General features: G+C 39.9%; 18 protein-coding genes and 1 pseudogene. 7 read left to right on the top strand and 12 right to left on the bottom strand.

From position 1 onward, the window contains the following. Positions 1 to 25 precede the first annotated feature (25 nt). Entirely contained in the window at positions 26 to 1,759 is a 1,734-nt protein-coding gene (locus LOC50_RS07050; RefSeq protein WP_214553229.1) for an AMP-binding protein, read from the top strand. Between the two features lie 45 nt (positions 1,760 to 1,804). Here LOC50_RS07050 and LOC50_RS07055 read toward each other — a convergent pair whose 3' ends face one another. From LOC50_RS07055 to LOC50_RS07085, 7 genes are all read right to left on the bottom strand, one after another. After that, entirely contained in the window at positions 1,805 to 2,383 is a 579-nt protein-coding gene (locus tag LOC50_RS07055) for a GGDEF domain-containing protein (protein WP_250653878.1), read from the bottom strand. A 709-nt stretch (positions 2,384 to 3,092) separates the two neighbouring features. After that, on the bottom strand, positions 3,093 to 4,445 hold the full coding sequence (gdhA, locus tag LOC50_RS07060) for an NADP-specific glutamate dehydrogenase (RefSeq protein ID WP_250653879.1): 1,353 nt from the start codon (positions 4,443 to 4,445) through the stop codon (positions 3,093 to 3,095). Positions 4,446 to 4,832: 387 nt separating this feature from the next. Then, on the bottom strand, positions 4,833 to 5,306 hold the full coding sequence (locus tag LOC50_RS07065) for a YehS family protein (protein WP_024601041.1): 474 nt from the start codon (positions 5,304 to 5,306) through the stop codon (positions 4,833 to 4,835). A gap of 98 nt (positions 5,307 to 5,404) precedes the next feature. Next, complete coding sequence (locus LOC50_RS07070) at positions 5,405 to 6,649, bottom strand: lipoprotein-releasing ABC transporter permease subunit (RefSeq protein WP_250653880.1); 1,245 nt, start codon at positions 6,647 to 6,649, stop codon at positions 5,405 to 5,407. Beyond that, a complete protein-coding gene (lolD, locus tag LOC50_RS07075) occupies positions 6,639 to 7,337 on the bottom strand; it encodes a lipoprotein-releasing ABC transporter ATP-binding protein LolD (protein WP_036982810.1) in 699 nt (232 codons plus the stop codon). Before lolD ends, LOC50_RS07070 begins: the two co-directional genes overlap by 11 nt. Continuing rightward, positions 7,330 to 8,547 carry a lipoprotein-releasing ABC transporter permease subunit gene (locus LOC50_RS07080; RefSeq protein WP_069439410.1) on the bottom strand — a complete coding sequence of 406 codons (1,218 nt, stop codon included), beginning with the start codon at positions 8,545 to 8,547 and terminating at the stop codon, positions 7,330 to 7,332. The genes lolD and LOC50_RS07080 overlap by 8 nt, the downstream gene beginning before the upstream one ends. A gap of 134 nt (positions 8,548 to 8,681) precedes the next feature. Continuing rightward, the gene (locus LOC50_RS07085) at positions 8,682 to 9,554 is read right to left on the bottom strand and encodes a LysR family transcriptional regulator (protein ID WP_250653916.1); all 873 of its coding nucleotides are present in this window, start codon (positions 9,552 to 9,554) and stop codon (positions 8,682 to 8,684) included. A 130-nt stretch (positions 9,555 to 9,684) separates the two neighbouring features. Here LOC50_RS07085 and LOC50_RS07090 point away from each other — a divergent pair, with 130 nt between their 5' ends. Continuing rightward, positions 9,685 to 10,806 carry an S-(hydroxymethyl)glutathione dehydrogenase/class III alcohol dehydrogenase gene (locus tag LOC50_RS07090; RefSeq protein ID WP_036982813.1) on the top strand — a complete coding sequence of 374 codons (1,122 nt, stop codon included), beginning with the start codon at positions 9,685 to 9,687 and terminating at the stop codon, positions 10,804 to 10,806. A gap of 66 nt (positions 10,807 to 10,872) precedes the next feature. Beyond that, a complete protein-coding gene (gene fghA, locus LOC50_RS07095) occupies positions 10,873 to 11,715 on the top strand; it encodes an S-formylglutathione hydrolase (RefSeq protein ID WP_069439408.1) in 843 nt (280 codons plus the stop codon). Here the strand turns inward: fghA and LOC50_RS07100 are convergent. Beyond that, positions 11,669 to 12,007 (bottom strand): hypothetical protein, encoded by a 339-nt coding sequence (locus tag LOC50_RS07100; RefSeq protein WP_250653881.1) that lies wholly within the window; start codon positions 12,005 to 12,007, stop codon positions 11,669 to 11,671. The two genes, fghA and LOC50_RS07100, sit on opposite strands and share 47 nt — an antisense overlap. 270 nt (positions 12,008 to 12,277) lie before the next feature. Between LOC50_RS07100 and LOC50_RS07105 the strand changes: the two genes are divergently transcribed. From LOC50_RS07105 to LOC50_RS07120, 4 genes and pseudogenes are all read left to right on the top strand, one after another. Next, on the top strand, positions 12,278 to 12,694 hold the full coding sequence (locus LOC50_RS07105; RefSeq protein ID WP_036982817.1) for an MgtC/SapB family protein: 417 nt from the start codon (positions 12,278 to 12,280) through the stop codon (positions 12,692 to 12,694). A 127-nt stretch (positions 12,695 to 12,821) separates the two neighbouring features. Next, positions 12,822 to 13,307, top strand: a pseudogene (locus LOC50_RS07110) (acetyltransferase domain-containing protein); the annotation flags it as partial. A 697-nt stretch (positions 13,308 to 14,004) separates the two neighbouring features. Beyond that, the gene (gene gloA, locus LOC50_RS07115) at positions 14,005 to 14,532 is read left to right on the top strand and encodes a lactoylglutathione lyase (protein WP_250653882.1); all 528 of its coding nucleotides are present in this window, start codon (positions 14,005 to 14,007) and stop codon (positions 14,530 to 14,532) included. Between the two features lie 126 nt (positions 14,533 to 14,658). Next, positions 14,659 to 15,987 carry an IS4 family transposase gene (locus LOC50_RS07120; RefSeq protein WP_250653883.1) on the top strand — a complete coding sequence of 443 codons (1,329 nt, stop codon included), beginning with the start codon at positions 14,659 to 14,661 and terminating at the stop codon, positions 15,985 to 15,987. 59 nt (positions 15,988 to 16,046) lie between these two features. Here LOC50_RS07120 and htpX read toward each other — a convergent pair whose 3' ends face one another. From htpX to LOC50_RS07140, 4 genes are all read right to left on the bottom strand, one after another. Continuing rightward, positions 16,047 to 16,910 carry a protease HtpX gene (gene htpX / locus LOC50_RS07125; protein WP_138627429.1) on the bottom strand — a complete coding sequence of 288 codons (864 nt, stop codon included), beginning with the start codon at positions 16,908 to 16,910 and terminating at the stop codon, positions 16,047 to 16,049. Positions 16,911 to 17,049: 139 nt separating this feature from the next. Continuing rightward, positions 17,050 to 17,733, bottom strand: a complete 684-nt coding sequence (gene bioD / locus LOC50_RS07130; RefSeq protein WP_138627430.1) for a dethiobiotin synthase — start codon at positions 17,731 to 17,733, stop codon at positions 17,050 to 17,052. An 18-nt stretch (positions 17,734 to 17,751) separates the two neighbouring features. Next, the gene (locus LOC50_RS07135) at positions 17,752 to 18,570 is read right to left on the bottom strand and encodes a methyltransferase domain-containing protein (RefSeq protein ID WP_138627431.1); all 819 of its coding nucleotides are present in this window, start codon (positions 18,568 to 18,570) and stop codon (positions 17,752 to 17,754) included. Next, on the bottom strand, positions 18,567 to 19,721 hold the full coding sequence (locus tag LOC50_RS07140) for an aminotransferase class I/II-fold pyridoxal phosphate-dependent enzyme (protein ID WP_069439403.1): 1,155 nt from the start codon (positions 19,719 to 19,721) through the stop codon (positions 18,567 to 18,569). Before LOC50_RS07140 ends, LOC50_RS07135 begins: the two co-directional genes overlap by 4 nt. Positions 19,722 to 19,731 lie beyond the last annotated feature (10 nt).

Here is a 19,731-nt window from a genome sequence, read left to right on the forward strand (position 1 = left end):
CAAAAATAAAAACATGGAGTATGTCATGAAAGCGACACAAAAAGTGATAAAAGAAGTAGAACAAATAAACACTATACCGCTATCAAACAGCTATTTTAAAGGAATTCAGAGCACACCATTAGTAGAACAAACCATAGGCGATTACTTTGACACCATTGTCGACAATAACCCAGACGCTCTGGCCGTAGTCGTTGCCCATCAAAATATACGTTTAAGCTATAAGCAATTTCAACAGCAGATTAATCAACTTGCTATGGGGTTACTGGCTTTAGGGGTAAAACCTGGTGAACGGGTCGGTATTTGGTCACCGAACAATATACAGTGGTGCTTAACACAATTTGCCACCGCTAAAATAGGTGCCATTATGGTATGCATTAACCCAGCGTATCGTCCAAGTGAACTGCAGTATGCACTAAACAGTGTGGAATGCTCTACGCTTATTACCGCCACTGAATTTAAAGGCAGCCACTATATTAATATGCTGCAAAGTTTAGCACCTGAGCTTAGCCGTTGTAACAAAGGTGAGTTAACCGCAGCCAAATTACCCACCTTAAAAAATGTAATTTGTATTGGTGATAAACCCGTCGATGGTATGTTCTCATTTAATGAGGTTATGAGCATGCCCACCGATGCACATAAATTAGAACTTCAAGCGGTGGCTAAAACCCTCGATTGCAATCAAGATATCAATATTCAATTTACTTCTGGCACCACCGGAAACCCTAAAGGGGCTACGTTGACACATAAAAATATATTGAATAATGCGCTTTTAGTCGCACAAGCTATGCACTTTACTGAATATGATAAGCTCTGTATCCCTGTACCGCTTTATCACTGCTTTGGTATGGTTTTAGGCAGCTTATTGTGCGTAAGTAAAGGCGCTGCAGCTATTTATCCAAGTGATTCTTTCGATCCAAAAACCACATTGGAGGTGGTACAACAAGAAAAATGCACCGGCCTTCATGGTGTACCCACTATGTTTATAAGCGAATTAGAGCTTAATAACTTTAGTGATTACGACTTAAGTACATTACGAACCGGTGTTATGGCAGGCTCAACCTGCCCCGAACAAGTTATGCGTAAAGTACAAACACTCATGAATATGAACCAAGTCGTTATAGCCTATGGACAAACAGAGTGTAGCCCAATCAACAACATCACTGAAACCGACTCATCAATTGAGCGTCAAGTCACCACAGTAGGACGAGCGCTTGCACACACTGAAGTAAAAATTATTGATGAAGTGGGTGAAGTTCAAAAAATAGGCCAACCCGGTGAAGTTTGTAGCCGTGGTGCCGGCATTATGCGCTGCTATTGGAACGATGAAGAAAAAACCAAAGCCACTATCGACAATGAAGGCTGGCTGCACTCGGGCGATTTAGGGGTAATGGACAGCGAAGGCTTTGTCAGCATTGTTGGCAGAATTAAAGACATGATTATTCGTGGTGGTGAAAACATTTATCCGCGTGAAATTGAAGAAGTGCTTTACACCTACCCGGGTATACAAGACGCCTCTATTTTTGGCATTAGTGATGAAAAATTCGGTGAAGAAGTCTGTGCTTGGATCCAACCCAAAGAAGGTGAAGTGCTTGATGAGCAAGCAATTCGTCTGTTTTTAAAGGACAAACTCGCCTACTTTAAACAACCTAAATATATTCGCTTTGTTGAAAATTACCCGATGACGGTAACCGGCAAATTGCAAAAATTTAAAATGCGCGAACAAATGCAAGAAGAGCTCGCCGAATCTGCATTTTCATAATCCGATTAAATGCAAAGCACTATCAGCTTAGTGCTTTGCATTGTCTTACTCAATTTCAGGTTGTTTAGGGTCAACAAAATCGGTAATACTGATATTTCGTCCTGCATTTTTAGCTTTATAAACCCCTACATCAGCTGTTGCCAACAATGATTTAATAGAAGGTCTGTATGTCGTGAATTGATAAATTGCAATACCGGCAGAGACAGTAATACGGTTAAAGGGTGAATACTGATGTGCAATCGGATCGTCTGCGAAGCGTTTAGGTAAGTCATTCAACCAGTCTAGCTTATTCGCTTGAAATATTTTTATCAATATGAATTCTTCACCGCCAAAACGCACCACAATATCAGCGTCACAATGTTTTAGGCGGTTTGCGACTGCTACTAATACATTATCTCCCTCTAAGTGGCCATAGTTATCGTTATAATTTTTAAAATAGTCGACATCAATCATGGCTAACCCTAAATATTGTGATGGCGCTAACTTGTTAATTAGTGCTTTACAGCGCCTATCAAAACTATGCCGATTATGCATACCTGTTAATTGATCGGTATTGGCTTTTTCAGTTTCAAATAATTCCGCTTTATATTGCTTTCTTAACAGGGAATCTAGTTGGTATTGCACTATGGCCAATACAATAACTATGCTGAAATAAAAATGAAGTGTCCACGCAATAGAAGTAGAAGAAAAAAGCTCAATAAATATCTAGGTAATACCAATTATTGACCATAATACCCGTTTATGTCCTAAGTGCAGCATCGGTATGGCTATAAATGCAGCTGCTACAAGCATAGGCCCTCCCTCTCTCAACTCACCGTAACGCTGAACATATACCCAGAAGAAATAACTAAATAAAAAACAAAATAAAACCGCATAACTAAAAAAGTGCGAATGTAAGTACTCTGAACTTAGTGTTTTATTTATAATAATGAGAACTATCGATAACAACACCATGATTAGACGTAAAATTGTTATGGTTGAATTGGCAGGCTCTTGTTGATTAAACCAAGACATAAAAAATAAAAGACAATAAAAACAGTGTTACGAGGTAGAGTGATGCATCAGCAAGACGCATTGAGCTTTTATTAAGTTGATTTTGGAAGTCGTGCTCTGTCGCACTTGAAAAATAAAAAATTGCGGGAATAAGACGCACCTGCACTCTCCTTAATAAGCTCACTGATCCTTATCCACACTATAGTTTATTGTTATTAATTAGCGAGTTAAATTTACCTTATTAAATAATATTAAACATTATTTTTGCTATACCCTGAACAATCCCTATTCAGGATATAACGAATAAAAGTAGAGAGTTAATTAAATAGCCGAGGCGCTACTATACAACGCCTTGTTCAATCATTGCATCGGCTACCCGTCTAAAACCGGCGATGTTAGCGCCTAGTAATAGATTACCGGGCTGATCAAATTCTTTTGCGGTGTCGTTGGCTGTGGTGAAAATATCTTTCATTATTTGCTTAAGCTTTTCATCAACTTCTTCAAACGTCCAGCTTTGCATACTGGCATTTTGTGCCATTTCTAATTGGCTGGTTGCTACCCCACCGGCATTAGCCGCTTTACCAGGGCCATAAGCTATTTTTGCTTCAATAAAGCAATCAATCGCTTCTTTGGTTGAGGGCATATTGGCTCCCTCACTAACTAAAATACAACCATTTTCAAGTAGTGCTTTTGCATCAGCTTGGGTTAATTCATTTTGTGTGGCACAAGGAAAAGCCGCATCCGCACTGTAACGCCATACAGCATGACCATCCTCTGGGTAATCATCGCGAGGGGTATACTTGGCTTGTGAATGACTATCTAAGTAGTCACTTAAACACCCTCTTGATTGCTCTTTGAGCTGTTTTATCAGCTTTAAATCAATACCATTCTCATCGTACAAAGTGCCTTTTGAGTCACTACAGGTAATTGGTGTTGCACCAAGTTGATATAACTTTTCCATGGCATAAATAGCCACATTGCCTGAGCCTGAAATTAAACAGCGTTTTCCTGATAAGCTGTCATCACGATCTTCAAGCATATAGTTAGCAAAATAAACTGCGCCATAACCCGTTGCTTCTTTGCGAGCAAGCGATCCGCCCCAAAGTAAGCTTTTACCGGTTAGTACGCCTTCATAGCGCCCTGTTAAGCGTTTATATTGGCCAAACATATAACCAATTTCTCTTGCCCCTACGCCAATATCCCCTGCAGGTACATCGGTGGTGGGGCCGATATGGCGGTATAGCTCGTTCATAAAGGATTGGCAAAAACGCATTATCTCGCCATCAGAGCGTCCTTTAGGATCAAAATTAGCGCCTCCTTTTCCACCGCCTATAGGCAAACCAGTCAGTGCATTTTTAAAAATTTGTTCAAAGCCTAAAAATTTTATGATGCTGGCATTTACACTTGGATGAAAACGTAAGCCGCCTTTGTAAGGCCCTAACGCCGAATTAAATTCGATTCGGTAGCCTTTATTCACTTGAATATTGCCCTCGTCATCAACCCAAGGCACGCGAAACATTAACTGGCGCTCTGGCTCTACCATTCTTTGAATAATTGCTTGTTGTTGGTAATGACTGGTTTGCGCAAATATAGGCTCTAGCGAGTCTAGCACTTCTTCTACCGCTTGATAAAACTCACATTGCGCAGGGCTCGTCTGCTTTAATTGCGCAATTGTTCTGTGTATATAATTCATATTTATTCTTCCATGTAGGTATTTTTTAATTTGAAATAGGAAAAATGATCAATGCTATTGCTAGTGAAGAAATTAATTATCCGATCATTATTTTTACACTTTAACATCATAGATAAACTGGATGCACGTGTTTGATGCTGAATTAAATTGTTGTTTCTTTTGTATAAAAACTCATTAAAAAAGAATTTATATGCTAAAAACAGCCATTTGAATGAATAACATGTTAAAAGTATTAAAAAAATAGTAAAACAAAATACGACTCTACAGTTTTACGAGAGCGACAAAATAAAATGCTTTATGAGACTGAAGTTGTAGAAGAATAGACGGATAATTGAGTAAATGTGGAGAGGTCAAAATGGAGGTTGTATTCAACCTCCATAAAATACATTAAGCTTTTTCGCCATCTGGGCGAAAAGTACGCTGTACACCGGTTAAAAATAAACGCAAGATTTGATCGTTACACACACGGTAATGCTTGTTTTCAACTTTACGTGAAAATGCGCTTAGCTCATGTTTACTTAAATCAAAATCAACCAACGCCAAGGTCGCGATCACATCTTCTGCTTTCATATTTAAAGCAATACGTAGCTTCATAAAAATAATATTGTTGTTCAATTTACTTTCAGGCTCTGGCTGCTCACCTTCACGCTTGCCGCGCTTGGTATTTATAAAACCATTTAAAAATACCGCAAATTCAGTGTCACTTATTGGGGTATACCCAGGCTCACCCTCTTTAGTTAACCATGCAATCACCTGCTCAGTGCTTACGCTCTGCGCTGCTGCGGCGAAAACATCAACCATAGCTGAATCTGTTAAATCAAAGGTGTAGCGAATACGGCGTAAAATATCGTTATTTGTCAAAGTAAATTCCAAGGTAAATAAGTGCTCAGCAAACAAACGCTGTTAAGTAGCGGCGCAGTTTATCAGAGTTACACTTAGTGCCCTATTAAATACTGTCTTTAATTACCCAATACTTTTGCCGGATCAACTCGTGTTGCTTGCCATGCTGGATACAGCGTCGCCAATATTGCAAGCACAAAGGTGGCAATAACAGTTAACACTATATCTTGCCAAACTAATTTACTGGGCAAAAATTCGATAAAGTACACACCTTCTAGCGGGTTTTCACCCAGTAACAAGCTCAGCCAAGTAAATAGCTCACTAATATTAATTGCTAAAATCACGCCAACAATTGAGCCTAAAAGTACACCCACAAATGCTTGGGTTAAGCCTTGCATGACAAAAGTAGCCAATATGGTACTGTCTTTGGCACCCATGGTTTTTAAAATAGCAATATTGCCTTCTTTTTCACGCACTTCCATTACCAGTGAAGACACAATATTGAAACTCGCCACCGCGATAATTAAAAACACCACAATATAAACAATCGTGCGCACCATTTGAATATCTTGATACAAGCTACCTTGCGTTCTAAGCCAACTCGAAATATACACATAATCGGTAATTGTCTGGCCAACACGAAGCGCTATTTGATGCGCCGAAAACACATTATCAACACGCAAGCGTAACCCTGTTACTTGGCTTTGATCATAGCCTAAGGTTTGTTGTGCTTTGTTAAGATGAATAAAAGCAGCGCTGCTGTCGATTGGTCCGCCCATTTCTATAATGCCCGCAAGCGTGAGGGTAACACGTTTTGGGGCGAGTAATGACCGGCCTTTTTCACTAATTTGCGGGATTAACAAGGTCACGTTATCACCTAATGCGATATTAAGTTGCTTAACAATTTGCTTGCCTAAAATAACATCATCACCTGTTAACTGGCTGACTAATTTACCTTGTGTAAATTGGTTGATGGCTGACACATCACCTTCCAACGAAGGCTCAACACCTCGGATCTCAACCGCTTTTAATTGGCTTTTAAATTGCGCCATACCATTAACGGCAAAAAATGGGGCTGCGCCTGTTACGTGTGGTTGCTGTTTTAACTTTTCGACTTTGCTAGGCCAATCGGCAATCGGCCTACTTGGGGCAACATATTCAACTTGCGGCACGACACTTAATAAACGATGAACCAATTGTTGTTCAAATCCATTAATCACCGATAACGCCACAATTAACACTGCAACACCAAGTAAAATACCGATAGTGGATGCTTTGGCTATAAAACTTACAAAGGCATTTTTTTCATCTTTATGGCCTGAATAGGCTCTAAAGCGTTTACTAATAAAGGCACTAAGCAACATGGCTAGACTCTTTTATCGTTAGTTTACCATCATCTAAGTACGCTATTTTACCCAGCTTATCAGCCAGCTCTAAATCATGAGTAACCACCACAAAGCTGGTGTTTAAACTTTTATTTAGCTGATTAATTAAATCGTAAATTTTAATTGCATTTTGCTTATCTAAATTACCCGTTGGCTCATCAGCAAGCACCAGCGCAGGCTCTGTCACTAGAGCGCGTGCAATGGCAACACGCTGGCGTTCACCACCAGAAAGAGCCGATGGCTTATGGCTACTTCTATGTGCAAGGCCTACCTTATCAAGCATGTTAAGCGCTTTCTTATTGGCTTCTTTTGCGCTCAATCCTTTTATGAGTAATGGCATGGCAACGTTTTCAACTGCACTAAATTCCATTAATAAATGGTGGAATTGATAAATAAACCCTAAGTTTTTATTTCTGAAAGCCGCTTGCTGCGAGCGAGATAACTTAGCCACGTCTTGGTTTTTTATTTTTGCACTACCCGCACTGGCCGTGTCTAAGGTGCCTAAAATATGTAACAAGGTGCTTTTACCTGAACCTGAGCTGCCAACAATTGCCAGCATTTCACCTTGCGTTAGGGCTAAATCAACCCCTTTTAATACCTCAACCTGATTTTGCCCGTCTTGGTACACCTTACTTATTTTTTCACAACTAATTACTAAATCATTCATAACGTAATACCTCTGCTGGGTTTACTTTAGCGGCTTGGCGCGCTGGATATAAAGTCGCTAAAAAGCTCATTGCTAAGCTTAAAACGGCAATAACACTTAAACTAACCACATCAAATTTGACGGGGAGTGAAATTCCCGATAGTAAATTTAAACCAACCAAAGCCAGCAGTTCATTTATATATAAGCTTAATAAAATACCTAAAGAAGCACCCACGACTGTGCCAATTACCCCGTTATAGAGTCCTTGTACCATAAATACGGTTTGCACTTGGCTTGGTGTGAGTCCTAATGTTTGCAAAATTGCTACTTCACTTTGTTTTTCACTGACCATCATGGTCAGTGCCGATACAATATTAAATACCGCCACCAGCACAATTAAGCCAAGGAGCATAGACATGATGCGTTTTTCCATCGCAACGGCGGCAAATAAAGTGCCTTGACTGCTTCGCCAGTCGGTGAGTTTAAAGTCATTGAGTATGTGTTGGCTGTCTTGCATAAATTGGTCAAGTGCAAACGGCTCATGCAGTGACACGCTTAAATTAGGTACCGTATTGTTGCTAAGTTTTAAAACCCGTTGTAGTGATACGCCACTGGTAAATGCCAACCCCATGTCTATTTCGGAGCCAGTTTCATAGATAGCAGCAATTTTAAATAAACGTTGGCTTGGCATGCGCCCAAGTGGGGTGTACGTAGATGCGTTAGGCATAATTACACGTAACTTATCACCTAAGCCAACGCCAAGTTTGCGGCTTAAATAACGACTTATTGCAATATTATAATTATTGTTTAGTACATTTAGCCAATTGCCTTGCACTATTTTGTCGGTGATTTTATATAGCGAGCCGTTGTTGTCGTAAAGCCCTTGTAATAACACCCCGTGAAGATCTTTATTGGTTTGCAATATGGCTTCACCATGGCGATATAAACTAACATGATCAACATACGGTGATTGCTCAAGCGCAGATTTTAACGAATTCATTTGCGCTTTGGAGTGATCTTTGGCTTGCACTTCAACATGTGGAATAAGCCCCAACATATTTGATTTTAAACTACTCTCAAAGCCGTTCATTACACTACTGACCGTAAAAAGCGCCATTAAACCAATCGCTATACCTGCAATAGAAAAAAACGAAATGAACGAAATAAACGCATTGCCTTTAGAGGAGCGGCTATATCTGAGTCCGATAAATAGGCTAACAGGTTGAAACATATTAATTAAACATTAATGCCAAAAGTGTGGCTTATAGTAGCACGAACTCAGCGCAATTGAATATCACCATAAATGTAAGAAATAATTTATAAATCTGACACTTGGCTATATTTTAAACAAGCAAGTAAACCCTGCTAAACTTTCAGCCCTGTTATTAAGTAATCAAGTAATACCCGTACATTAGTAGCCACAAATTGCCGTGGCGGATATAGACCCCACACGCCCTCTTGTTGTGGTTGGTATGCAGTTAATATAGGCACTAACTGACCGGATTTAATTTCATTTTCAATATAGTAATCAGGCAACTGAACAATACCCAAACCTTTTTTAGCGCCGTCAACCAGTGCCCAGCCGCTATTACAATGCAATCGCCCTGCGACCTTAATATGTTTATCACGATTATTTTCATTTACTCGCCAATAACTACTATTGCCAATTAAACATTGATGATTATTAAGCTCCCCCAAAGTGTGAGGCTCACCAAAACGCGCTAAATATGCAGGTGAAGCACACATAATAAATCGTCGCGAGCTCAAGCGCCGCGCTTTTAAGCTTGAATCTTTTAAATGGCCTAGTCGAATGGCTAAATCAAAGCCCCCCTCTAATAAGTTTTCTTGCTCGTTAGAGAGCGTTGCGATTACTTCTACCTCAGGGTGATCATGCATAAATGAATGCACAATGGGCATAATAAAACTTTCACCATACATAACCGGTGCTGTTAATTTAATTTTACCTTTAGGTGAGGTTTGTACCGATGCTAAGCCTTGAGTGGCCTCGTCCATTGCGTGCTGTAAATGTTTAACTTGGTGTAAAAACTGCTCGCCCTCTTTGGTTAACACAACCTTTCGAGTGGTACGTGTTAATAATTGCGTATTTAACCGTTGTTCAAGCTTTGTAACATGGCGGCTAATATGAGCAACCGATAAACCTAACGTCTGTGCAGCTTGGGTAAAACTTCCCTCTTCGCCAACAGCAATAAACTCATCAATTCCTTCCCAACGCATAATTATTACCATACTGTAAAAGTGTTTTATTAAATTGAAGATTATCATTATCTGAGAAACAAATACAATAACCTCATCACCCAAACAGTATGGGTCTACAATTCATATTCAAATCACTACAAAGGATATACACATGTCTGAATTTATAAAATCAAAAGCAGCGATTGCCTGGGGCCCTAATCAGCCTTTAAGCGTTGAAGAAGTTGATGTGATGATGCCTAAAAAAGGCGAAGTAATGGTAAAAATCACTGCCACTGGTGTTTGTCACACTGATGCTTTTACATTATCTGGTGAAGATCCAGAAGGTATTTTCCCTGCAATTTTAGGCCACGAAGGTGCTGGCGTCGTTTACGCTGTAGGTGAAGGCGTAACCAGTGTTGAGGTAGGCGATCATGTTATTCCACTTTACACTGCTGAATGTGGTGAATGTAAGATGTGTAAATCTGGTAAGACTAACTTGTGCTCTGCAGTACGTGAAACGCAAGGTAAAGGCCTAATGCCAGATGGCACTACACGCTTTTATAAAGATGGTGAGCCTATCTATCACTACATGGGTTGCTCAACATTCTCTGAGTACACCGTACTCCCAGAAATTTCACTTGCTAAAGTAAACAAAGAAGCATCACTTGAAGAAATTTGTTTACTTGGTTGTGGCGTAACCACAGGTATGGGTGCGGTAACAAATACAGCAAATGTTAAACCAGGTGATACTGTCGCTATTTTTGGCCTAGGTGGTATTGGTTTATCGGCTATTATTGGTGCAAAAATGGCGGGCGCGGGTCGCATTATTGGTGTTGATATCAACACCAGCAAGTTTGACTTAGCCACTAAGCTTGGTGCAACAGACCTAGTTAACCCTAAAGACTTCGACAAGCCAATTCAAGAAGTGATTGTTGATATGACCGACGGCGGTGTTGATTACTCATTTGAGTGTATTGGTAATGTTGATGTAATGCGCTCTGCACTTGAGTGTTGTCATAAGGGTTGGGGAGAGTCTGTGATTATTGGTGTAGCCGGTGCTGGCCAAGAAATTTCAACTCGTCCGTTCCAACTTGTTACTGGTCGTGTATGGCGTGGTAGCGCATTTGGTGGTGTTAAAGGTCGCTCACAACTTCCTGAAATTGTAGAGCGTTACATGGCGGGTGAATTTGCGCTAAACGATTTTATCACTCATACCATGAGCCTAGAAGAAATTAACGATGCCTTTGATTTAATGCATGAAGGTAAAAGTATTCGTACTGTAATTCATTACTAATACGCTCATTTCACTTAATTACCATCACAAGCCGTTGCTATTAAGTAACGGCTTTTAAGGATTGTTATGTTAGAAAATATTTCAACAGCTAAAGTGGCTGGCGGATGGCATAAGCAATACAGCCATAGCGCCTCAAGCACTCGTTGCACTATGCGTTTTGCAGTGTTTTTACCGCCAGGCGCCAGTGAAACCAATAAGGTGCCGGTACTGTACTGGTTATCAGGTTTAACCTGTACCGATGAAAACTTTATGCAAAAAGCAGGCGCATTTAAAAAAGCATCGGAGCTGGGTATCGCCATTGTAGCGCCAGATACGAGCCCACGTGGTGATAACGTGCCAAACGAAGACAGCTATGATTTTGCACAAGGTGCTGGGTTTTACCTTAATGCCACAAAAGCGCCCTACAACACCCATTTTAATATGTATGATTACGTTGTTAATGAGTTACCGGCACTAATTGAGCAACACTTTCCTGTTACAGATAAAAAAGCAATTAGTGGTCATTCAATGGGCGGGCATGGCGCATTGATGATTGCACTTAAAAACCCACATTCGTACGCCAGCGCTTCGGCATTTAGTCCTATTGTTAATCCTATGGCGTGTCCGTGGGGTGTAAAAGCATTTACAGGCTACTTAGGTGACGACAAAACAACGTGGGCACACTACGATACTTGCGAATTAATGCAACAAGCCGAGCAAGCAAACTATTTACCTATGCTGGTAAGCCAAGGTGATGCTGATAACTTTTTAGAAGAGCAGCTTAAGCCGCAAAACTTGGTCGATATCGCTGATAAAAAAGCGTATCCGCTGCAGCTCGAAATGCACGCTGGCTACGATCATAGTTACTTTTTTATTAGTAGCTTTATAGACCAACACTTATTATTTCATCATCAGTTTTTAGCGGCTTAGATTCATTACTGTGTAGAGTAGATTTATCTACTTCTACACATTCTTTTAAGACCTTAGTAACCTGCCTACATTTTTTAATCACACCGTCATCTCCTTTTATAAATTCAATTATGGCTTTATCAGTTTCGTAACCAAGCTTGCTAAAACTAAAACTAAAACTATCTTTATCCTTTACAAAACTATTAGTGCTATTGATGTTTGACTTGGATCTCGCCGTTTCATCCAAAAATATACCCATAACTGTGCAACCACTTAATACATTTGAAAAGATAATAATTAATAAAATGCGCATGTAAACTCTCGTTGCAAATGAGCCAAATTATATACGACTTAAAAAGGAGTGTTGTAAAAATATGTAAGCCCCACAATTTTACATAATAGAGTTTGCTTGTGTGGTACGCAGCTGAAATTCATTGCTGGGTAAAAACGCACTTTATTGTGTAAATATTGCTAACGCCACTCATCCCCCTCGATAATAAAAAGGTAACACAATGATTTTATTTAAATTAATACCTTGGTTCAATTTTTGCTTCTTATTTAAAATTTATCCGTGGAAATAGCAATGGAAATTGATCTACAGTGGAGTGACATTATTGATAATTTGATTCATCTTGGCATGGCGTATTTACTTGCCCTGCCAATGGCATATGATAGAGAACGTAGCCATAATGGAGCAGGTCTAAGAACGTTTCCTTTAGTTGCCGTCGCATCATGTGGTTATGCACTGATTGCTATGTCAGTTTTAGAGGGCGCAGAGGCGCAATCTAAAATGTTACAAGGTATTATTACAGGTATTGGTTTTATTGGTGGTGGCGCTATTTTAAAAAATAACCAGTCTACATCCGGAACAGCAACAGCTGCGAGTATTTGGAATATGGGTTTAATTGGTATCGCTATTGCGTACAGCCGCTATGAAATAGCTATTTTGTTGGCAGTAATAAACTTCATAACGCTTAGGTATGTTAAAAAATTTAAATAATGAAAATTATAATTAATTGCTTAGCGCTGACGCGATCACCCTGTTAATTTTAATCTTCAAACTCGCCTTTTGATATAATATAACATATTATCAAGTTCATTTTTTTCATTCTTGTTAATTGTATTTTATGTCATTAGCTTTATCGCAAAGTCGCTTGCATCATATTGATCTATTACGCGGCATTATCATCATATTTATGGTGATAGATCACGGCATGTATTATTGTCTAAATTATTCAGTAACTGATCCCATGACCTTACCCGGAACAGATGCGCTTACTTTTTTCACACGCTTTATATCGCATTTTTGTGCGCCATTATTTGTATTTCTAGCAGGCCTCTCTGCCGCTATTACAGAGCATAAATACGCGTGTACTCGTCAGTTTGCTAACGCTTTAATAGTTCGAGGCTTAGTGCTTATTTTATTTGAGTTTACAATTGTATCATGGTCATGGAGTTTTAATCCTCTTTTCCCGATGTTATATGCTCAAGTAATTTGGGCGATTGGCTGGGGCTTTGTGGTGCTTGGCTTGCTTCGCTTAATAAGTATATACCCTGTATTTATAGCTGGGTTATTACTGGTATTTGGTCATAACTTATTAGATGCTTCAACTCGATTTAAGATCTTGCGCAAAACCTCAATATTTGTCGATATTGCGTTGTTAAACCTTAGTGAAACTCCATTGGATTTAACTTCTCCGATAAGGACATCAATATTATTACTGTCATTTAGCTGCAAACGTGAACATAACCCCGCTTCTCTTTCGGATTCACTATGATTTGGGAATCTAACTCCCAAAATATCAACTTCTGAGCTAATCCTGCCATTAATATCATGATGAACAATAAAACCATCAGAAAAGTATCCGTTTAATCGTAAGTAAAGTTTTACTAGTCGCTCTTGAAGCTGTGATCTTTCTTTATCTGTTAACATTCCTATTAACTTTTGAGTTTTAACAGCTTGTTGAACACCACTTTGAGGGTTATAACACCCCAAAACGGCGTATATTACATTGTTTAATAATTCCACTAAACAACTTCAATTTAAACAATTAATTACGTAGGCTGTAAAACACCTCTTGTTAAATACACCAAAGCGACTTTAAATAATGTTATTGGACAAAACACCTCAACTGCATAAATAAACAGTATCGATAAACATGCCATTTTTCGCTTATAAAACACTCAACTCATTGACTAGTGATTTAGCTAGGTGGTTATAATTTTTGCTGTTGTATATTATGATGAGCTCACCCCCTGCCTTTTTAAATCCATTAAGGTTTTTTCAGTCATTTTATTAAGGATTATCTCATGTCTAGCTATAACGAATCCCCAGAGCAAATTGCACAAGCCACTGAGGGCTATGTGATGCAGCAAACTATGTTACGTATTAAAGATCCAAAACCGTCGCTGGCATTTTATAAAAACGTATTGGGCATGAAGTTGTTAGGTAAGTACGACTTTCCTGATATGGAATTTACCTTGTACTTTTTAGGCTACGAGCAAGATATGCCAAAAGGCGATGATAAACAAAAAACCCAGTGGGTGTTTCGCCGCCCTGCGCTGATTGAGCTTACCCATAACTGGGGCACTGAAAACGACGACAGCTTTAGCGGTTATCACAGCGGTAATGAAGAACCAAAAGGCTTTGGCCATATTGGTATTAGTGTACCCGATGTATACGCTGCCTGTGAGCGCTTTGCTAAGTACGATGTGGAGTTTGTAAAACAGCCAGATGACGGTTCTATGAAAGGCCTTGCCTTTATTAAAGACCCAGACGGTTACTGGATTGAAATACTCTCGCCGGAGGGCATTACTGACATTATTCAATCGCAATAAAAAACATTAAAAATAAAAAAGCCTGCAAATGCATAATGCAGATCAGTTAAGAATATTTTTATGATCACTTGACTGATCTTTCCATGGCTTCAAAATCCGATATTAGAAATAATATCGGATTTTTTTATGTCTCTCATTCAGCACTTCGATAACATGTCTTCATTTTTAAATGATGTACATACACTAGATAAACTTAAACAGGTTCTTGACCCTGATATTCTTGAACAAGCATTTAAACATGCAGGTGTTGCTACTGTGCGTAAAAGGCGATTACCGCTAGAAGCTATTATGTGGTCTGTAATTGGAATGAGTTTATTCCGAAACGAAACCGTTTGGGATATCGCTAATAGACTCGACATCTCTTTACCCGGAAAAAACAAATTAGTAGCGCCAAGTGCGCTAGTTCAAGGCCGGCAAAGGTTAGGCTATGAGTCAGTCCAACATACATTTCAATTACTTGCACACAAAACCTTTTCCACCCAGTCTTTTGAACAATGGTGCGGACTTAATTTACTCGCTGTTGATGGCGTTAGTTTTCGAACTCATGATAATCAAGATAACAGAGAAGCATTTGGCAGTGACAGTAATCAACATGGAGAAGTAAGCTACCCACAAGTACGAATGTGTAGCCTTATGGAAGTATCTAGCCATTTACTGTTAGATAGCAGCTTTGACTCCCGTCGCATAGGTGAAATGAGCTTAGCTCAACGACTATTACCAGCCGTACCAGATAATTCTCTTACCTTGTTTGACCGCGGCTATTACTCATTAGGACTGTTGCATCAGTGGCAAAACCAAGGAGATAACAGTCACTGGATGTTACCCGCGAGGAAGGATTTACAGTATCAAGTTGAACATAGTATAAATGACAATGATAAAATAGTGATTTTGTCCACAAGTCCTCAAGCCAGAAAGAAATTTGAGTCATTACCAGAGACCTTGATGGCAAGATTAACCACCTATAAAGTGGATGGAAAAAGCTATCGTGTACTTAGCTCTCTCATTGACCCTTTACGATTTCCATATGAAGAATTAACAGAGGTTTATACTCAACGCTGGGAAATTGAGCTGGCGTTTAGAGAAATAAAGCAGGGATTGAATCATAGCAAACACACGTTACGTAGTAAGAAACCAGACATGGTACGTCAAAAGTTATGGGGGTTATTACTCGCTTACAATTTAATACGTATCGTCATGCTTGATGCAACTAAAGATGAGGATATTTTGCCTACACAGCTAAGCTTTAGCCAATCTATGCGACAGGTTATCGCTTTCTTTATGTTTACGCCAATACATAGTGCAAGTAAGTTGCCTATTCATTACGATGAGTTACTGACAACACTTAGATTGTTTATCTTACCCGATAGGTTACCAGATAGGCATTATCCAAGGGTGATAAGAAAGAAGCCGAATAAGTACCCCTATAAAAGAAAATGCCAGTCAGTTCTTAACTGACTGGCATTATGCAAATGCAGGCTTTTTGTTTACAAGTACTGTGAAAAACTTGAATTTTTTTAACGACGTAGTGCGTCTATACGTGCGTCAAGCGGCGGGTGAGATGAAAACAACTCAGCCATGCCTTTACCACTGGCAATACCGAAGGCCATCATTGAGCCTTCTAATTGCGATGGGTGGTTTTGCTTTAATCGCTCAAGGGCTGAACGCATTTTATCTGCGCCTACCAACTGAGCTGCGCCGCTATCGGCTGCAAATTCACGCTTACGGCTATAATGAGCAACCACTATGCTTGCCAGTACGCCAAATAATATTTGGAATAACATATCGAATAAGAAGTAAGTCCAGCTGCTGCCGCCCTCTTCTTCATCGCTATTGATGAAGTTGTCAACAATGCCAGCCATTACTTTAGCGGCAAAAATAACAAAGGTATTCACAACACCTTGAATAAGCGTTAGCGTTACCATGTCGCCATTAGCCACATGCGATACCTCGTGCGCCAATACGGCTTCGGCTTGATCTTGGCTCATGTTATGTAATAAACCCGTACTTACCGCCACCAGCGAATTATTTTTACTCGGGCCCGTTGCAAACGCGTTCATTTCTGGGCTGTCGTAAATCGCCACTTCTGGCATGTTAATACCGGCTTTTTTAGCTTGAGCAGCCACAGTGTTTACCAGCCATTGTTCGGTTTCGGTACGAGGTTGGGTGATCACTTGCGCACCAGTTGATTTTTTGGCGATCCATTTCGACATAAATAACGAAATAAACGATCCACCAAAACCAAATACAGTCGCAATTAGTAAAATTCCGCCAAGGCTACGATGGCTTAAGCCCAGCGCACTCATTATTATTGAAAGCACCACACCTAATACCAACATAACCGCGAGGTTAGTTAATAAAAACAAAAATACACGTTTCATACGAGTTCTCCAAAAATAACATTTATTGCTGAGCGATTTACTATGTTTGATCGGCTTTGAGCAATCACTGCGTTATGACACACTATGTCATAACGTCAGCGCTATTCTGTGACAAACTATGTCACAACACAAGGGTTATTTATGGATTTATCGATAATATTTCAAGCAGGGTTTTATAAATTTGTAATTTATGAGCTTGCTCTGTGTATGGGCTAATGGCAAGCAGTGGAAATGGTAAACGTGTTTTCAGTGAATCTAGGTTTGCTTGGAATTCATCCATAGTGGCATCAACTTGGTTTGCAATCCACCCTACACAATTAATCCCTAAGCTTTGCATGTGTGCAGCAGTGAGTAATGCATGATTTATACAGCCTAGTTTCATCCCTACCACTAATATTACTGGCAGTTGCTCTGCTTTTACCCAGTCGTATAAATACTCGTTATTATTAATTGGTAATGCCCAGCCGCCTGCACCTTCTGTTAATAGGTAATCGGCGCCTTGTTGCTTAACATGTTGATAAGCTATGCTGAGCTTTTCTACTGTTATGTTTATACCTGCTTGCTCTGCAGCAATGTGCGGAGCTATTGGCGGCGCAAATGCAAATGGGTTAATTATGTCGTATTTAGCGCTGACTGTGGCGCTTTCCATTAGCATTAGTGCATCGGCGTTCACAAGCTGCTCAAACGCCATTTCACACCCAGAGGCAATCGGCTTAAAACCTATTGCGCGCTTTTTATGTTGCGCGAGTAACTTTAACAGCAAACTGGTTACATGAGTTTTACCGGCGTCGGTATCGGTACCGGTAATAAAAAACTGGTTCATGGCATGGCCTTATTATTTTTACTGGGCTTTTTCTAATGATAACAATACTACATGGTAAGATACATGGGCTTTATTGTTTATAATCGGATAAGCATCACATACTTTTTGCAGCGCTGATTTAGTTAATAAACCACGACGACTTGTTGCATGATTTTGTGTGGTGGCACCAATGGCTTTGATCGATTTTATAGCCGCTAATGCACTACTGTGCTGATCGGTATAAATGACTTTTTTTGAGGTGGTGATCTTAAACCCGGCATTTTCGACCGATTGGTTTATATTATTATGGCTTGCAAACTGATTAATATGATTATGTGAATCAAGCACTGCAAAGGCGGTTTTGATCTCGTTTAATGACCCTGCAACAACCGTACTAATATAGGCTTGTCCGCCTGGTTTTAATGCTTGATAAAGCGAGTGCATTAAGATTTCAAAATTAGTAGACCACTGCAAAGCAAAATTACTAAATAGCACATCAATACTGTTAGCTTGCAGCGGTAAATTATCCATGTCGGCGCACAGTTTTGGGGTGTATAAATCACTGCTTTTTAGCATGTTAAAACTTAAATCTATGGCAACAACTTGGCCAAATAATGCCCTTAAAGCCTGAGTATTAACAAGCGGCCCTGCGCCTAGGTCAACACAGAGCCTTTTAGGGTTTGCTCTAATGAGTTTAAATAAATCATTTGCTGCTTGTTTTTGCACATTGGCATGCTGGCTGTAACTGTTTGCTGCTTTTGAAAAGTTATGCGCTGTGGTTTTTTTTAAAGCCTGAGTCGCTAAATACACTGTGGTGGGATTAAGTGGCTTAGTTTTAATTGCCTGCGGGCTTATCATGAAATGACCTTCTGTAAACTACCAACGAGTTGTTTTATATCGTCATGGGTGTGGGCTGCACTTAAGGTAATACGCAAACGCGAGGTATTGTGTAAAACAGTTGGCGGGCGAATAGCCGTTAGCCAAATGCACTGCTGCTTTAGTTGCTCACTGGCTTTTAACGTTTGCTCGGCGCAGCCTAAAACAATTGGTTGAATCGCGGTGTTAGAGTCCATTAGCGCAATGTGCTGCTCTTTTGCTAGGCGTTTAAACAGCGCAATATTAGCGTTTAATTTGGCTCGCTTGTCGTTGGCGCCTCTTATGCTCTTTATACGCGCTAAAGTATGTGAGGCAATAAACGGCGACATAGCGGTTGAGTAGGTATAATCACGATTAAACTGCAGCATGTAATCTATAAAATGCTGCGAACCTAATACGCACGCCCCACTACTAGCAACCGCTTTACCAAAGGTGATCACTAAGATATCGGGCAAGGTGTCGGCTGCAATTAAGGCTTCACAACTGCCAAGCCCCGATTTTCCTAAAGCACCAAAACCATGGGCATCGTCTATCATTAACCACGCGTTATGCTGCTTTGCTAAGGTTAATAGCGCTTTGATTGGCGCGGTATCACCATCCATGGAGAACACACCTTCAGATACAATGAGCTTATTTCGCGCTTTTGATTTTTCTAGCCGTGAGCGTAAATGGTTTATATCGTTATGGTTAAAGCGTATTAACGCGGCGTTGGCGTGTAATGCGCCATCAATTAAACTGGCATGATTGAGTTTATCTTGAAAAATCGCACTGTGTTGCGCTGTCGCTTTATCTTGAAATAGCGCTTTTATAACACTGCTATTAGCACTAAAGCCCGAATTAAACAGCATACCTGCCTCATAACCCAAAGCACTACATAAAGCTTGCTCAAGCGCTTGCTGTGGCTGTTGATAACCTGTCACTAGTGCTGAACTGTGGCTACCTAGTAATGGCGCGCTGGTTAATTCCACCGGCGAATCGCCAAACCCTAAATAATCGTTACTCGCAAAGTTAAGGTAGGTTTTATCATCAACCGTAATAGTGCGCGCTGTTGCGCTTTGTACTACATAGCGTTTACGCAAGAGCTGCTGTGCTTTGCGTTCATCTAAATGGGTGTTTATAAATTCAAATGACATAAATGCTTTA

This window comes from Pseudoalteromonas sp. SCSIO 43095 (assembly GCF_023650455.1).
In the GTDB taxonomy this organism is placed as follows: domain Bacteria; phylum Pseudomonadota; class Gammaproteobacteria; order Enterobacterales; family Alteromonadaceae; genus Pseudoalteromonas; species Pseudoalteromonas tetraodonis.

What these genes read in the sequence shown, in the direction of transcription:
- LOC50_RS07050 (WP_214553229.1), top strand. Translation starts at nt 26, where the DNA reads ATGAAAGCGACACAAAAAGTGATAAAAGAAGTAGAACAAATAAACACT.
- gdhA (WP_250653879.1), bottom strand. Translation starts at nt 4,445, where the DNA reads ATGAATTATATACACAGAACAATTGCGCAATTAAAGCAGACGAGCCCT.
- LOC50_RS07070 (WP_250653880.1), bottom strand. Translation starts at nt 6,649, where the DNA reads ATGTTGCTTAGTGCCTTTATTAGTAAACGCTTTAGAGCCTATTCAGGC.
- lolD (WP_036982810.1), bottom strand. Translation starts at nt 7,337, where the DNA reads ATGAATGATTTAGTAATTAGTTGTGAAAAAATAAGTAAGGTGTACCAA.
- LOC50_RS07080 (WP_069439410.1), bottom strand. Translation starts at nt 8,547, where the DNA reads ATGTTTCAACCTGTTAGCCTATTTATCGGACTCAGATATAGCCGCTCC.
- LOC50_RS07090 (WP_036982813.1), top strand. Translation starts at nt 9,685, where the DNA reads ATGTCTGAATTTATAAAATCAAAAGCAGCGATTGCCTGGGGCCCTAAT.
- fghA (WP_069439408.1), top strand. Translation starts at nt 10,873, where the DNA reads ATGTTAGAAAATATTTCAACAGCTAAAGTGGCTGGCGGATGGCATAAG.
- LOC50_RS07100 (WP_250653881.1), bottom strand. Translation starts at nt 12,007, where the DNA reads ATGCGCATTTTATTAATTATTATCTTTTCAAATGTATTAAGTGGTTGC.
- LOC50_RS07105 (WP_036982817.1), top strand. Translation starts at nt 12,278, where the DNA reads ATGGAAATTGATCTACAGTGGAGTGACATTATTGATAATTTGATTCAT.
- gloA (WP_250653882.1), top strand. Translation starts at nt 14,005, where the DNA reads ATGTCTAGCTATAACGAATCCCCAGAGCAAATTGCACAAGCCACTGAG.
- LOC50_RS07120 (WP_250653883.1), top strand. Translation starts at nt 14,659, where the DNA reads ATGTCTCTCATTCAGCACTTCGATAACATGTCTTCATTTTTAAATGAT.
- htpX (WP_138627429.1), bottom strand. Translation starts at nt 16,910, where the DNA reads ATGAAACGTGTATTTTTGTTTTTATTAACTAACCTCGCGGTTATGTTG.
- bioD (WP_138627430.1), bottom strand. Translation starts at nt 17,733, where the DNA reads ATGAACCAGTTTTTTATTACCGGTACCGATACCGACGCCGGTAAAACT.
- LOC50_RS07135 (WP_138627431.1), bottom strand. Translation starts at nt 18,570, where the DNA reads ATGATAAGCCCGCAGGCAATTAAAACTAAGCCACTTAATCCCACCACA.
- LOC50_RS07140 (WP_069439403.1), bottom strand. Translation starts at nt 19,721, where the DNA reads ATGTCATTTGAATTTATAAACACCCATTTAGATGAACGCAAAGCACAG.